Consider the following 14,343-nt stretch of genomic DNA (forward strand, 5'->3'; position numbering starts at 1 on the left):
CTCCTAGAAAGCTTTGCCACTTCTTCCTTATCTGTGGAGAATTCATAAAAATTGTTGTAATTGGTAATTGATTTAAATGAGGTAAGGTCATCCTCCCCTCGATTCATATGATTTAGGTTCTCGGGGAAAATTGAACCCGGGTTGAGTATCCCCAAAGCCGCTGCCGCACCGGCTCCTTTCATAAACTTCCGGCGGTTTAAATAATCTGTTTCCCGGGTTATCTCGGATGATTTTATTATGACCAGTCTGACGTTCCTTTCTTCGTTCAGGTACCTACTTTAGCCCTTATACGCCATTTTGTCAAGTAAAGTTGTGTGGATTTTCATCATTAAAATCTGTCTCTGATTCCAATTTGGCTTTTTTGCATAATCCTTTGACATTTCGTTCTTGAAGACTAATTTGAAACAAAATAACGGCTTGAACGTTCAATCAAATACCGGGAGATAATGGAGAAACAAAATTGAGTAAGCTGGTTCCGGGTATTCTATATCTCTTCACAGCATTATTGATTTTCAATTCGCAGTCAATCGGCGGCACCCTTAATAAAAAGGCTTCGTTCCAGTTTCCTATAACTATATTTAACGGAGATAGTGTCGGCGGTTCGGACGTCTGGGGCTGGACTGGCGATGACGGGACCGAATATGCCATTATGGGTGTTCTCGGCGGTGTGGCTTTCGTCAATACGACGACTATGGAAGTTATAACCACGGTACCGGGACCAACAGGAACCAGTCCATATTATCATAGGGACATAAAGACATACAGGCATTACGCTTATGTCGTTTCCGAAAACACAGGCGTGAATGAAGGACTGATGGTGATCGATCTTCAGGGTCTGCCTAACAGCGTTGAATTTATAGGGTCGTTTCCGATTGACGGCGGTATGGGCGTTCGTTCGCATAACATAAGTATCGATACAGCTAAAGGTTTCGCGTACCTCGTAGGCAATTCCTCCAATTGGGTGACCATCCTTGACCTATCAAACCCTGAATCGCCGCAGTTTGTCAACGGTTTCAACGGCAATTAGATCCACGACCTGTACGCCAGAAATGATACGGTTTACCTTGCGGAAGGGAATTCATCTTATTTCAGCATCTGGGATCTTACGGACAAAAACGATCCGGTGCTCCTCCTTAGGAAAGAGATACCGAACTCGGGATTAGTACATAATATCTGGCCCACCGACGACGGTAAGTATGTCGTAACGACAGAAGAAACCGCAGGAAAAACGGTAAAAATATGGAACGTTTCGGATTACGACAACGTTTTTATTGCCGGCGAATGGCTTGGAGCAAGCAGCCTGGCTCACAACGCGCAGGTAATGGGCGATCTTGTTTTCGTCAGTCACTACCAATCGGGAGTCTCTGTGCTCGACATCAGCGACCCTTCCAACCCCGTAGAAATAGCTAATTTCGACACCTATCTTCCGGGAAATCTTCCTCAGTTCAACGGCTGCTGGGGCGTTTACCAGTATACGTCCGACGGGACGATCTTCACAAGCGACATTGAGGGGAGGCTGACGGTTATCAATTTCGACCGTACCGCGGTAGGGGTCGCACATGAAATAGATGCGCTGCCGGCTCAACCGCTGCTGATAGGCAATTACCCCAACCCGTTCAATCCGCAGACTACCATAGAATTCTATCTACCGGAAGCAGGAAGCGTCAATCTGAGTCTCTTTAATCTCAGGGGGGAGCTGATTCAGGTTTTAGCTGACGGCGATTTAGTCGCGGGTCATCATGCCTATTCATGGTCGGGAAAAGATGCGGCTGCCGGTATATATTTCTACAGGTTGATCACAGACCACACCGTTAAAAGTGGAAAGATGCTGCTGATTAAATAAGGCGGGGCTATTCAAAGGAAAACTCCCACCAACGGCGCCACTAATCCCGCTGAAAGCGGGACACTCCTTATGTTCCCTCCTTCCTGCCTGGCATCCCCGCCAGACCGACGTCCTGCCCGCCAAGCGGTCAGACGGGCGGGCTTGGAGTCGAACAGGGAAAAGGAAGGGAATTATCCCATCTTCGATGGGATTTGTAGGGACAACTCACGAGTTGTCCGGGGCGATTCCTGAATCGCCCCTACACCCACTTCCGGCGGCAAGCTTACCCATAAGATAATTATCCCAACAAGAGCGTTTCATTTATTCGGTTTAGCTTGTATCTTTTGGCGGTCTTTATATGCCTGACACTAAAAAACATACGTATTTCTTTTCCGATGCGCACCTGATATCCGGCGGATATGAGCAGAACCGTGAACAGAACAATAAGGTAGTCGAATTCCTGAAATATGTCTCGGAAAACGGCAAAAGACTCTTTATAGTGGGTGATCTCTTCGATTTCTGGTTTGAGTACAAGCATTCCATTCCCCAGACAGACCCGAGAGTACTCGGCAGCATAGCAGAAGCGGTTGACCGGGGAGTAGAAGTCCACTACAGCAGCGGTAATCATGACCTTTGGCTCGGAAAGTACCTTAGTGATGTCGTAGGCGTTGAAATACACGACGGGGCATTTGAAACGGAAATAGACGGCAAGCGGTTTTTCATAGCGCACGGCGACGGGCTGTTCAAAAAAGACCGGGGATACAGGTTAATGAAGGCATTTTTCAGGAATCCGGTTGCCATTCGGATCTTTAGAATGATTCACCCCGATCTGGGAGTACGCTTAGCGAAGCTCTTTTCAAAAACGAGCAGAGAAAATCCGATCACGGAATCCAGCCGTTCCGAACGCAAAAAGCTGATGCGGAATTTCGCCCGCATTAAGTTCGCGGAGGGGTTCGACTATGTATTGCTCGGGCATATCCATGAACCGGATATGATAAGTGAAAAGAGCACTGTTTACATAAATTTGGGCGATTGGATAACGCATTTTACTTACGGGCTCTTCGACGGCAAAGACCTCTCACTCCGTTACTGGAAGGGGCTTCCAAAGGAGTAACGCCATTATATTCTTGACAAAACAGTAAAAAGTTGTTACTTTACAATCACTTACACCATTTTTTACTTGAAGCGAAATTAAATTAGTCGGCGAATTTGACGTTTAAGAGTGCAATGAATCGGTCATACCAAACAGCTCTGATAGTCCTTTTATCTCTAAATCTCTCCGGATGTTTCCTCTTTGGAGGCGGCGGTGACTTTGGAGAAAGCGCACGGACCGAGGGACAGGTCGAAAGAGCCCTCGCTCGATTCAGAGCGGGCAACGAAGAAGGGCTGACACAGCTGATCCAAACGTTTCAGGACCAGGAAGCGCCTAATGATGTGAGAATTGCCGCTGCTGTCGCCCTCTCACGGGCAAAGCATCCCGAAGCGAACCTCGTATTGATAAAGGGAATCGGAGACTTAGCCGACCTGAATATCGATTTTTATGTCTCAATTGCGAATGCGCTCGGCTCTACAGGCGACCCGAACGCCGTCAACGCGCTGAAAGAAGGCTTGGCGGCGAGCAGAAAAAACTATTCCACCCTCCGGGACGCTTTCCTCCGGGCGATGGAGAAAACAAGCGATATCGCCTCGATAGAGACGTTGATGGATGCGCTTCAGGGAAGTAAAGAGGACTATTATCAAGTCCAAAAAATCGTTTCTGAAACCCTCGGAAACCTCGGGGATGACAGGGTAGTTCCCGCCCTTATGGCAATAGCCAAGGATCCCGATGTGGACATCGCCGTGAGGAGCTATGCGGTCAAAATTCTCGGTGAGAAGAAAGACCCGAACCTTGTTCCATTCCTTCTCGAGATGATGAACGACCCGCGCACGCAGGCGCAAGTGCGGGATTTTGCCCTTCAGGCAGCCGCAGAAGTAAAGGACTCTCAAGTAATTTTACTCCTCCTTGAGGCTTTCCAGCAGGGACGGCAGGAGTATCTGAGCCTGACGAACGCTTTGACGCAAGCTCTCGGTCAGGTGGGTGACGTCAGAGCGGCTCCGACACTGGTCAGTATCGCAAGAGACAAAAACCTGAACCCCCTCGTGCGGCGCAACGCGATAGAGAGCCTGAGAAATATCGATAACCCGAACGTTGTTGTCGATCTCATTGAACTTTTGTACGACATCGACAACTACATCCTCTATGATGAAATCTACCGCACGGTCTTTGAATTAGGCGGGGATGAAGCTGTAAGAGCTCTCCGGGCGGCGTCCGCATCGGCACAGAAAAATGCCGTCGATAACGCCATCAGGAAAGCTATTACCGGATTTTAAAATGAAGACAGCGACTTTCTTAACGATTATATTCATTTTCAGCGCACTGTCACTGTCCGGCTGTGGATTGCTCGGAATTGGCGGCGGAGATGCCGATAAAGAGATTCCTGAGGAAGAAGCAGCCGCGGAAGCGGTGACCCCCGCAATCAGCGAGACTACGGACGGTTACGCTACGCGAAGACAATTTTTCGAGGTCAGGAAAGACGTTACGGCGATCAGGACCGAACTCGCCAGAATCAAAAGCGACATCAATGCGTATTCCAGGACCCCCGAATCGATAAGAGGCATCGAGGCAGGTTACGGATTTCTCGAACCGATTGAGATAACGCACAAGGTCACACTGAGCAACGGTACAGAATTGTTCGGGAAGATCACCCGTGAGACGCTCGATACAGTTATCCTTATCACGCAGATCGGAACGCTTACAATCGACCGGAGACAGATTCGCGACATCGCCCCGGCGGAGGCGCCGAGAGCCGAGTGCCAGATAGTCGGCGACGTCGGTTCTCTGCAAACAAGAGTGTATAAAGACAGACACGTTTATTCCGGATTCGTAACGAATGTCGGGAGCCGTAGAGCTGATTTCGTCCTCGTGAAGATAAAGTTAGCCCAGGAAAACACGAGAATAATAGCGCTGGATTCCGCTTACGTTGACGGAAAGAACTTCAAGTTCCGGACCGGCGTAATTTCCGATACCTCGATCGAGCCCGACGAGAGAGTCCCGTTTTCAGTTACCGTTTACCTCCCGCCGGATCCTGAAATCGCATACTACACTGCGGATGTTCTCTGGAAAGAATACGACTGATAGCTTAATCCTGCTGAATTAATAGCGCAAATCTGCTAACCCATCAACTGAACCATAATGGCGTTCTGAACGTGCATCCTGTTCTCCGCCTGATCGAAAACAATGGAATTCGGCCCGTCGATTACCTCATCGGTGATCTCCTCGCCGCGGTGAGCGGGAAGGCAATGCATGACTACGGCTGAATCTTTCGCCATAGAGAGCAATCCTGAATTGACCTGATACGCTTTGAACTTCTCAGCCCTTTCCGCGCTCTCACTCTCCTGACCCATGCTCGCCCAAACGTCCGTGTAGATAACGTCGGCGTCTTTGACCGCTTCGGTCGGATCATGTATCATCTCGAGTTGACTGATACCCGACTCTACCGCCTTTGACCATGTTTCCTCATCCGGGTCGAAGCCTTCAGGTCCGGTAAGTACAAAATGCATCGGGATTTTCGAAGCCAAATTCGCCCAGGAGTTGACGACGTTGTTACCGTCACCCACGAATACTACTTTCATATCATCAAGATTACCCCGGTGTTCCAGCACCGTAAGTATATCACCCATCACCTGGCAAGGATGATTATAGTCGGTAAGCCCGTTGATTACGGGAACGGAAGCGTATTCGGCGAGTTCGAGCATATGTTCGTGAGAAAAAAGACGCGCCATTATCCCGTCGTTATAACGCGATATGACCTGAGCGACGTCCTTCACCGCCTCGCGCTCACCGAGGCTGATATCCGCGGGCGCCAAATAGAGCGCGTATCCACCCAATTTATATATCCCCGTTTCGAATGATATACGTGTCCTCGCCGAAGGTTTCGCGAAGATCATCGCCAGCGTCTTCCCCTTGAGAGGCTTATAATCCTCTCCTGCTTTGATCTTCGATTTTATCTCGACTGCGAGATCGAGAGTTTCGCGAACCTCGTCAGCCGAGAGGTCCGCAATCGAGATAAAATTATCCTTCAATCATTCTCCGTTCGAATATTATTGTGTGCGGGTTATCCGGCAGCCGCCGGATGACCGCACTAATATTAAATTCTGCCATCGGGATAAGCTGTGAATGCCACTAAAAGAACTTTCATCCACATTGATTACTACGATCGATCACACCCCTCGTCCCGAAGCTTCGGGACGAAGGAATCTCAAACCGCAATATTAATTGAACTCCCAAATAAACAATACAAATCAAATTACAATATATACTTTGAAAGGTCTTCGTCTTCGACTATTTCGGCGAGCGTTTTCGTCACCATCTTTTTTGTGACGTTAACACTCTCTGTCTTTCCATCGGGCAGTTCAAAGAGTATGTCTTCAAGAAGTTTCGACATCACCGTGTGCAACCTTCTCGCGCCTATGTTCTCCATCCGGGAATTGACCACGGACGCTATTCGTGCTATCTCGTTTATCCCCCCTTTTTGGAAGCTGAGATTTACTCCCTCTGATTTCACCATGGCAACGTATTGCTTGATCAAGGCGTTATCGGGTTCGACAAGGATACGCACAAAATCCTTCTCGGTCAGACTGTCGAGCTCCACCCGTATCGGAAACCTTCCCTGAAGTTCGGGGATCATGTCGGAGGGTTTTACTACGTGGAACGCTCCCGCCGCGAGGAAGAGAATATGTGTAGTGTTCACGACGCCGTACTTGGTAACGACGGTTGAGCCCTCGATAACGGGGAGCAAGTCTCTCTGCACTCCCTCTCGGGATACGTCGGGACCCATATCACTATTACTTCCGACTATTTTGTCGATTTCATCTATAAAGACCATCCCCGCCTCCATTACCCTTTCAAGCGCTTCCTGAATGATCTTTTCCATATCGATGAGTTTCTGTGCTTCCTCCTCTGTCAGGATCTTACGCGCTTCGGATACGGTGGTCTTCCTCATTTTCCTTTTTTTCGGAATCATTCCGCCGAAGATGTCCTGAACGTTAAACCCCATCTCTTCGAGTCCCATCGGGCTGAAGATCTGCATAAACGGAGCGGTATTGTCGGGAACGTCCAGCTCGATCATTCTCTCTTCAAGCTCTCCCCGCTCGAGGAGCTTTTTGAAATGCTCCCGCGTCTTTTTCATCCGCTCTTCGCGTTGTGTAACGGCTTCGGAATTGACTTCAATCTTCTCCGTCTCGGGGAACGGTATTAAAAAATCCAGTAACCGCTCGTTTGCCATCCTCTCAGCTTCTTCCTGTACCTCCTCTGTCTTCTCTTTTTTGAGCATATTTACGGATATATCCGTTAGATCCCGAATCATCGATTCCACGTCTCTACCGACATAACCTACTTCGGTAAACTTTGACGCCTCGACCTTTATGAAAGGGGCATGAGCCAGATGAGCCAGTCTTCTGGCTAACTCCGTCTTTCCCACTCCGGTCGGACCGATAAGGATAATGTTGTTAGGGATGATTTCATCTTTTATGTCATCCTTTACCTGCTGTCTCCGCCAGCGGTTACGCAGGGCGATCGCCACCGACTTTTTTGCGTCATCCTGCCCTATGATGTATTTGTCGAGTTCCGCTACTATCTGTTTCGGTGTTAGATCCTTTATTTCGTTCAATTCAGAGTGACTCCACTATAATAATATCATTTGTAAAGACGCAGATTTCAGAAGTTATCTTTAGCGCATCCTCCACTATCTCCTTGGCGGAGAGCTCCGTGTGTTTCATCATCGCTCTCGCCGCTGCGGTAGCGTAAGGTCCGCCGGAGCCGATGGCGATCACCTCGTCGTCGGGCTCCAACACGTCCCCGGTTCCGGATATGATCAATGATTTCGTCTTATCCATCACTATCAAAAGCGCCTCGAGCCGGCGAAGTATTTTGTCGGTTCTCCAGTCACGGGCGAGCTCGACCGCAGACTTTACCAGGTTGCCGTCGTACTCGCCGAGCTTAGCCTCAAACTTGTCGAAGAGCGCCATAGCGTCCGCCGACGCTCCTGCGAACCCGGCGATGACGCCTCCCTCGTAAAGCCTTCTAATCTTTTGAGCGCCGCGTTTTATCACTATATCGTCGAGCGTCACCTGTCCGTCGCCTCCGAGGGAGGTCTTCTTATTCCTCCTGACCCCGAGAATTGTGGTCGATCTCCATCCTTCGGGTTTTACATTATTTGAAATCAACCCCTACTTTCCTTTCACCCCCTTCAAGTATTTCAAAAACTCGCTATCTCCGCTCAGAATAAGCGAAGTTTTACTGTCCAGGGCCGTGCGGTAGGTCTCGAGTGTTTTCGTGAAAGTATAGAAATCGGGATCACGGTTATAGGCGGCAGCGTATATTGCAGTGGCTTCCGCATCGGCTTCTCCCATGATTTCAAGCGATTTCCTGGTGGCTTCGGAGGTTATCCTCTGGAGTTCGTACTCCTTGTCTCCGAGAATTCTCGATTTTTCGCCTTCCCCGAGCGAACGGAAACGCGCAGCTCTCTGCATCCTTTCCGCCCTCATTCGCTCGTAAACTTTTAGCCGAACGCTTTCTACGTAATTTACTCCCTTGATTCTCACGTCCACCAAATCTATTCCGAGTGAAGCTGCATCACCCTTCGCCCGTTTCAGTATTTCACCCGCTAATTTATCTCTGCCTTTTTCAATAGATTGCGTATCCATGATAGACCGTATTTCCTTTCCCTCTTCGTCGATACCGGTCGTAACTATATCACGGTTTGTACTCCTGACCAGTTCAATTAAGGTATTGTCGGCTATAAAATCTTTTACGGCTCCCTCAATGAAGTTGTCAAGCCTCGCCTGAGCGATCAGTTCATTACCTTCCACTGATTGAAGATACATTAAGGGGTCGGCAATCCTCCACCTTGCGGTAGCATCGACATAAATGCTCACCTTATCGAGAGTGGTCAGCGATCTCGGTCTTCCGTCCCATTCAAGAATTCTTTTTTCAAATACGCGCACATTCTGAATGAAAGGAGTTTTAAAGTGAAGTCCAGGATCCGTATAAGATTGAATCGGTCTCCCGAACTGAACTATGACCGCCTGTTCGGTCTCATTGAGTACAAAAGTGGCGGACGAAAATGTTATTACCACCGCCACCGCCAATATCAGAATTACTAATATACTTCTTTTCATCGTTCTCCTCCTTGGTTCAGATTCAGATCAAGTAGCTTTAAAATACCGCCGCCGTTCCCTTCTATGATCCACTTATTTTCTATGCGAGGGAGAACTTCCGCAAGCGTCTCGAGATAAATCCGCCGTCTCGTTACCTCTTTCGCCTTCCTATACTCGTTGTAAAGTGCGATAAACCGGTTTGCCTCGCCATTCGCGCGGTTCTTTCTCTCGATAGCGTAACCCTCCGCCTCCCTGATCTGTCTCTGAGCCTCGCCTTTCGCCCGGGGAACGACCTCATTATATTCCCTTCGAGCCTCTTGTATCAGCCTGTCCATATCTTGAGTCGCCGCGTTGACTTCGTCGAACGCAGGTTTTACGCTCGGTGGCGGATCAACATCCTGTAGATTCACCAGTACGATCTGTACTCCTATGCCGTACGAATCGAGAATCTCCTGCAAAATGGTCTGCACCTCGTCGTTTATCTCTCCTCTTCCGAACGTCAATATCTCGTCAACGCTTCTGTCACCTACAGTCTGTCTCATCGCGACTTCAGATATATCCCTGATAGTCCCTTCGACTTTGCGAACGTTGAATAAATATTCGATCGGGTCTTTTATCTGATACTGCACTATCCAGTTTACGACGGCGCTGTTCAGGTCTCCCGTAAGCATAAGCGATTCACCCCCGAACCCGGTTTTCGTAATTGTAGACTGAACTCCCGGTCTGACCGTCCGAAATCCGAATTCCTGAGTAAAGCGTTTTCTTATCTTGGGTTTTTTAACCGTCTCTATGCCTAAAGGCAGCTTAAAATGCAGCCCGCTCGGTGCCGTTCGGACATATTTTCCGAATCTGAGTACCACACCTACCTCATCCGGTCCGACACTGTAAAAGACCGTCCAGACGAGAATTACGGCAACTATGGCTAATATCGCCATAATTATTCCGGACGAAGCTAATTTGGGTACTAAAAATTCTTCGCCTCCTATTACTACTTTTCTGTAATCCATCTTTATTACACTCCTATTTTTCTTCTCAGCCGCGCAACGGGGATGCTCATGTGCTCCCTGTATTTGGCTACTGTTCTTCGGGCAACGTTAAATCCCTCAGAAACAAGAATTTTCGTCAAGTTGTCGTCACTCAACGGTTTACCTTCCGGCTCATTTTCTATCAATTCTTTCAACCGAATTTTGATATTGCTTGTCGATACGACCTTGCCGTCGCTGCTTTCGAGCCCTTCACTGAAAAAATACTTCAATGGAAAGACTCCATGGTCTGTCTGCACATACTTTCCGTCCGTTGCCCTGCTCACTGTGGAATGATCCATATTTATATCTCCCGCTACGTCTTTCTGGATCATAGGTTTCAGGAAACCGGGACCTTGCTCGAACCATTCGATCTGGCGCTTGACGATCGCCTCCATCACGTTGATCATAGTAAGTTTTCTCTGGTAAATAGAGGCTATGAGCCAGCGCGCCGATTCGATTTTTTTCCTCAGATAACTCCGCGTGTCCTTATCGACGTTTTTTCTGTCCTCCGCCATCAACTTATAATGATTGTTTATCTTTAATTCCGGCAGCGAGAAGTCATTGAGTATGACGGTAAGGTCCCCGTCTTTATTCTCGACAGTAAAATCCGGAATGACGTAATCCAGCTTCTGGTCGGAAAAACTCAATCCCGGCTTGGGATTCAATTCCGATATTATCTTATTTGCGCCGATTATATCTTCCATGGTGATGCCCATCCCCTGGATTATCTTTTCGAATCGCTTGTTTGCAAAGTGATCAAAATAATCCCTGACTATATCCATTGCGATTCCCTCCTGCCCCTTTTCTTCTAATTGAGCCAGCAGGCATTCGCGGAGAGTTAATGCGCCGACTCCCGGGGGGTTGAGTTTCAGTATCTTGGACTGAACACGCTTCACAACATTTACATCTATTCCGGTCAGTTCGGCAATCTCCTCCAATGAAGCTGTCAGGTAGCCGTTGGAATCTATATTCCAGATAATCTCTTCTCCCGATCTTGTCTCCTCATCTGAAAGCTTTATCTGCCGAAATTGTTCGAGCAAAAATTCCTTGAACGTGATTCGCGCTACTTGAAGTATCTCATGTTCCTCGACACTTCTATCCGTGGGCGCCCTGTGTTCATAATAATCGTCGTTCTCGAAATAATCGTCCAAATCGAATTCATCCGTCTCATCCTCATCTTCGGTTTCCATCTCAAGCATCGGATCATCTATTTCCTCGATCTCGAGTATCGGGTTCATCTCGAGCTCGGTCTGAATTCTCAATTCCAAAGCCTGCACCTGCAGCTGCAGCAGACTTGAAAGCAGAATTTGCTGCGGCGACTGAACGAGTTTGAGGCTTTGTGTTAGTTTGAGTTCCAACATGGTTATCTGTCCAACCTGAATTTGTCCCCTAAGTAGAGCTTTCGCGCTTCAGGGTCGCTCGCAAGGAACTCGCTCGATCCTTCCTTGAAAATCTTTCCTTCGAACAGGAGGTAAGCCCTGTCCGTGATTGATAAAGTCTCATGGACGTTATGGTCGGTAATAAGAACACCTATGCCTTTGCGTCTAAGGTCAACCACAATATTTTGTATATCCTCGACCGCTATAGGATCGATCCCGGAAAACGGCTCATCGAGAAGCATAAAATCCGGTTCGGTCAAAAGAGCCCGGCAGATCTCCGTTCTTCGACGTTCACCTCCTGATAGTTGATAACCTTTGCGCTTTCTTATATGCGTGATTGATAGATCATCGAGATAGCGATCTACCCTGATGGATATCTCCTTCCTTGAAAGCTTCATCGTTTGGAGAATAAGCTTCAGGTTGTCTTCTACCGACAGCCTTCTGAAAACCGAAGGTTCTTGAGAAAGGTAGCCGATCCCTTTTCTTGCCCGCTTATACATGGGAAGTGAAGTTATGTTTTCTTTCTCAATGTAAACACAACCGCCGTTCGGTCGAATCATACCTGTTATCATATTAAAGGTCGTTGTTTTCCCGGCTCCGTTAGGTCCGAGAAGTCCCACAATCTCTCCCTTATTCACTTCGAGGCTGACGCCTTTTACCACCTCGTTTCTACCGTACCGCTTTCTCAATCCCTGGACGCCGAGAGTTTTCGAGAATCTAAATTTCGTCATCTTTTCCGACTAACCTCGTTGTTTTACCTCTCGGTTTTTTTATCGTCCAACTGGTCAATCCTACATCGGACTCAAACCCGATGCCGTATATAGTATCAGTTCCCGTAGCGATCATCACATCAACTTCGGAAATAATCTTTTGCATTTTATTCTTCCAAAGCAGCTCTTCCGTAAAAAGGGTCTCTCCGCTGTCCGATACAACTACCACGTTCCCAATTGCCTTCAAATCCCTTAATCTTTCGTTGATCTCACCCCTGTCTGACTTGAGATGCGACGTGTGGTTTTCTTCGTCGTCATAAAAATCGATCTCAACGCCCTCATCCATCAGAATTATGCTCTTGTTCTCGAATTTTGCCATATGACCCGCTTTAATGAGCGCAATTTTTTTTCCCCCCGAAGTCAATATTATCTCGGAGTTCCAGGATTCCTGATCAGGCATCAGCTCGGGTTCGGGTTCTGAGTCGGTCATATTATCCTGAACATCCTGCTTTCCGCACGCCGACAAGATCGATACCATCAGGAAAAGAGTTAAAAAGCTTATCGGGCTGGAGAGCGTCATCTACTTTATACCCGCTTCTAAAAGATCGTGAAGGTGAATCATGCCGGCTGGTCTTTTTTCACTATCTACCGCTATGACCTGAAGTATGTTATGTTCCTCTAAGAGTGCAAGCGCATCGACTGCCAATGCCTCCGGCTCAACAACTTTCGGGTTCACCGACATCGCATCCGCGGCTTTGGTCTTGAGTATTTCATCTCCCTTTTCGAGCCCCCGCCTTAAATCCCCTTCGGTAATAATACCTTCCAACACTCCTTCATCGTTGACCACGCATACAGCGCCGAACCTCTTATGATTCATTTCGAGGATTACGTCGCTGAAGGGAGAATCCTCCTTGACGATGGGAATCTGTTCTCCGGTGTACATCAAGTCTTTCACACGGGTCAGTAATTTTTTTCCGAGGTTTCCGCCGGGGTGAATCGAGGCAAAATCCTCCATGGTGAATCCTCTCCTTTCGAGCAGTGCAACGGCGAGCGCGTCGCCGAACACAAGCGCAGCTGTGCTGCTCGCGGTCGGCGCGAGGTCATGAGGGCAGGCTTCTTCTTTTACGCTTGCGTCAAGGACGATATTCGATGCGTTTGCGAGGGGCGAATCGACATTGCCGCTAATCGTTATCATCTTAACCCCTATGTTTTTCAGTTGAGGGACCAGCGCGTTCAACTCGAAAGTATCGCCGCTCTTGGAAACGATCAGGATCACGTCTTCTTCTCTGACCACTCCCAGATCGCCGTGAAGTCCTTCGGCGGCATGAATAAAAAATGCCGAAGTGCCTGTGCTTGCTAAAGTTGCGGCAATTTTCCTTGCTACGAGCCCGCTCTTACCGACGCCGGTGACTATCACTCTTCCCTTGCAGTGAAACAGCATTTCAACCGCATCGACAAATGTTTTATCTATCCTTTCACTTAGCGTGGAAATCGCATCCGCTTCAACTCTAATTACCTCTTTGGCTTTCTCTATTGTCGTCTCGACTGTCAAACCTTATCCGCCTGTCTCACTCACTGTTCCGAATTTTTTCACAACCTCATCAAGTTTATCCTGCGCGGTTAAAACCAGATCTATCACTTCCCTCAGGACTCCATGCCCGCCCTTTGCCGAAGCAATGTAATCAGCCTTCTCCTTGACTAACTTTATGCCGTCGGCAGGCGCGGCGCTGAAACCTACCAGATCAAACAGCGGCAGATCCAGGAGATCATCGCCTACGTGTAAAAAATTCTCGTCTTCCAAATCATATTCGGATTTTATTTCCGTATACGCTTTAACTTTGTCCGAAGAACCCTGATATATTTTATCGATTTTCAGCTCCTCGGCGCGTAAACTCACCGACTCCGAACTCCTGCCGGTAATGATGCATACCTTTAATCCGGCGCTCCTCGCCATCGTGACGCCCATGCCGTCTTTTACGTCATAACGCTTAAATTCCCTTCCGTCCGTACCCAGCACGATCCCGCCGTCGGTCATCACGCCGTCCACGTCCGTCAATATGACTTTGATTTTTTTCAGCGCCGCATGACTCTCTTCGTTCATCAGGACTGCTCTAATTTTCTGGTCAGGTCGTGTACCGATTTTAGCTGCAGCATCAGATCACTCAGATCATCTAAGCGCCATTGACTTGATGCATCGCAAAGAGCTTCCG

Annotated in this window: 16 protein-coding genes; 5 read left to right on the forward strand and 11 right to left on the reverse strand. The window is 48.3% G+C overall.

Going from position 1 to position 14,343, the window contains the following annotated elements:
• The coding region (locus IID12_06925; protein MCH8288823.1) for a protein-methionine-sulfoxide reductase catalytic subunit MsrP at positions 1-182 on the reverse strand (182 nt) is incomplete at its 3' end.
• Positions 183-460: 278 nt separating this feature from the next.
• On the opposite strand from IID12_06925, the gene IID12_06930 reads away from it, so the two are divergent.
• From IID12_06930 to IID12_06950, 5 genes are all read left to right on the forward strand, one after another.
• Positions 461-1,027 (forward strand): hypothetical protein, encoded by a 567-nt coding sequence (locus IID12_06930; GenBank protein ID MCH8288824.1) that lies wholly within the window; start codon positions 461-463, stop codon positions 1,025-1,027.
• A 96-nt stretch (positions 1,028-1,123) separates the two neighbouring features.
• Positions 1,124-1,843, forward strand: a complete 720-nt coding sequence (locus IID12_06935; GenBank protein MCH8288825.1) for a T9SS type A sorting domain-containing protein — start codon at positions 1,124-1,126, stop codon at positions 1,841-1,843.
• A 337-nt stretch (positions 1,844-2,180) separates the two neighbouring features.
• A complete protein-coding gene (locus tag IID12_06940) occupies positions 2,181-2,936 on the forward strand; it encodes a UDP-2,3-diacylglucosamine diphosphatase (GenBank protein MCH8288826.1) in 756 nt (251 codons plus the stop codon).
• Between the two features lie 113 nt (positions 2,937-3,049).
• Positions 3,050-4,192 carry a HEAT repeat domain-containing protein gene (locus IID12_06945; GenBank protein ID MCH8288827.1) on the forward strand — a complete coding sequence of 381 codons (1,143 nt, stop codon included), beginning with the start codon at positions 3,050-3,052 and terminating at the stop codon, positions 4,190-4,192.
• A 1-nt stretch (position 4,193) separates the two neighbouring features.
• Positions 4,194-4,997, forward strand: coding sequence for a hypothetical protein (locus tag IID12_06950; GenBank protein ID MCH8288828.1), 804 nt, complete (start codon positions 4,194-4,196; stop codon positions 4,995-4,997).
• 35 nt (positions 4,998-5,032) lie between these two features.
• Here IID12_06950 and argF read toward each other — a convergent pair whose 3' ends face one another.
• The 10 genes from argF to IID12_07000 form a co-directional block, all read right to left on the reverse strand.
• Positions 5,033-5,944, reverse strand: a complete 912-nt coding sequence (gene argF, locus IID12_06955; protein MCH8288829.1) for an ornithine carbamoyltransferase — start codon at positions 5,942-5,944, stop codon at positions 5,033-5,035.
• A gap of 224 nt (positions 5,945-6,168) precedes the next feature.
• The gene (hslU, locus tag IID12_06960; GenBank protein ID MCH8288830.1) at positions 6,169-7,521 is read right to left on the reverse strand and encodes an ATP-dependent protease ATPase subunit HslU; all 1,353 of its coding nucleotides are present in this window, start codon (positions 7,519-7,521) and stop codon (positions 6,169-6,171) included.
• A gap of 10 nt (positions 7,522-7,531) precedes the next feature.
• Complete coding sequence (gene hslV, locus IID12_06965; protein MCH8288831.1) at positions 7,532-8,083, reverse strand: ATP-dependent protease subunit HslV; 552 nt, start codon at positions 8,081-8,083, stop codon at positions 7,532-7,534.
• A gap of 6 nt (positions 8,084-8,089) precedes the next feature.
• Complete coding sequence (gene hflC / locus IID12_06970) at positions 8,090-9,040, reverse strand: protease modulator HflC (GenBank protein MCH8288832.1); 951 nt, start codon at positions 9,038-9,040, stop codon at positions 8,090-8,092.
• Entirely contained in the window at positions 9,037-10,026 is a 990-nt protein-coding gene (hflK, locus tag IID12_06975; protein ID MCH8288833.1) for an FtsH protease activity modulator HflK, read from the reverse strand. The genes hflC and hflK overlap by 4 nt, the downstream gene beginning before the upstream one ends.
• Positions 10,027-10,031: 5 nt before the next feature.
• On the reverse strand, positions 10,032-11,405 hold the full coding sequence (rpoN, locus tag IID12_06980) for an RNA polymerase factor sigma-54 (GenBank protein ID MCH8288834.1): 1,374 nt from the start codon (positions 11,403-11,405) through the stop codon (positions 10,032-10,034).
• Positions 11,406-11,407: 2 nt separating this feature from the next.
• Complete coding sequence (lptB, locus tag IID12_06985; protein ID MCH8288835.1) at positions 11,408-12,154, reverse strand: LPS export ABC transporter ATP-binding protein; 747 nt, start codon at positions 12,152-12,154, stop codon at positions 11,408-11,410.
• Entirely contained in the window at positions 12,141-12,713 is a 573-nt protein-coding gene (gene lptC, locus IID12_06990) for an LPS export ABC transporter periplasmic protein LptC (protein ID MCH8288836.1), read from the reverse strand. Before lptC ends, lptB begins: the two co-directional genes overlap by 14 nt.
• Positions 12,714-13,685 (reverse strand): KpsF/GutQ family sugar-phosphate isomerase, encoded by a 972-nt coding sequence (locus IID12_06995; GenBank protein ID MCH8288837.1) that lies wholly within the window; start codon positions 13,683-13,685, stop codon positions 12,714-12,716. It abuts the gene before it with no gap.
• A 3-nt stretch (positions 13,686-13,688) separates the two neighbouring features.
• Positions 13,689-14,234: an HAD hydrolase family protein gene (locus IID12_07000; protein ID MCH8288838.1), complete on the reverse strand. Its 546-nt coding sequence runs from the start codon at positions 14,232-14,234 to the stop codon at positions 13,689-13,691.
• Positions 14,235-14,343 lie beyond the last annotated feature (109 nt).

The organism is Candidatus Neomarinimicrobiota bacterium, from assembly GCA_022567655.1.
In the GTDB taxonomy this organism is placed as follows: Bacteria; Fidelibacterota; SORT01; order SORT01; family SORT01; genus JADFGO01.

What these genes read in the sequence shown, in the direction of transcription:
- IID12_06950 (MCH8288828.1), top strand. Translation starts at nt 4,194, where the DNA reads ATGAAGACAGCGACTTTCTTAACGATTATATTCATTTTCAGCGCACTG.
- IID12_06945 (MCH8288827.1), top strand. Translation starts at nt 3,050, where the DNA reads ATGAATCGGTCATACCAAACAGCTCTGATAGTCCTTTTATCTCTAAAT.
- rpoN (MCH8288834.1), bottom strand. Translation starts at nt 11,405, where the DNA reads ATGTTGGAACTCAAACTAACACAAAGCCTCAAACTCGTTCAGTCGCCG.
- lptC (MCH8288836.1), bottom strand. Translation starts at nt 12,713, where the DNA reads ATGACGCTCTCCAGCCCGATAAGCTTTTTAACTCTTTTCCTGATGGTA.
- IID12_07000 (MCH8288838.1), bottom strand. Translation starts at nt 14,234, where the DNA reads ATGAACGAAGAGAGTCATGCGGCGCTGAAAAAAATCAAAGTCATATTG.
- hflK (MCH8288833.1), bottom strand. Translation starts at nt 10,026, where the DNA reads ATGGATTACAGAAAAGTAGTAATAGGAGGCGAAGAATTTTTAGTACCC.
- hflC (MCH8288832.1), bottom strand. Translation starts at nt 9,040, where the DNA reads ATGAAAAGAAGTATATTAGTAATTCTGATATTGGCGGTGGCGGTGGTA.
- IID12_06940 (MCH8288826.1), top strand. Translation starts at nt 2,181, where the DNA reads ATGCCTGACACTAAAAAACATACGTATTTCTTTTCCGATGCGCACCTG.
- lptB (MCH8288835.1), bottom strand. Translation starts at nt 12,154, where the DNA reads ATGACGAAATTTAGATTCTCGAAAACTCTCGGCGTCCAGGGATTGAGA.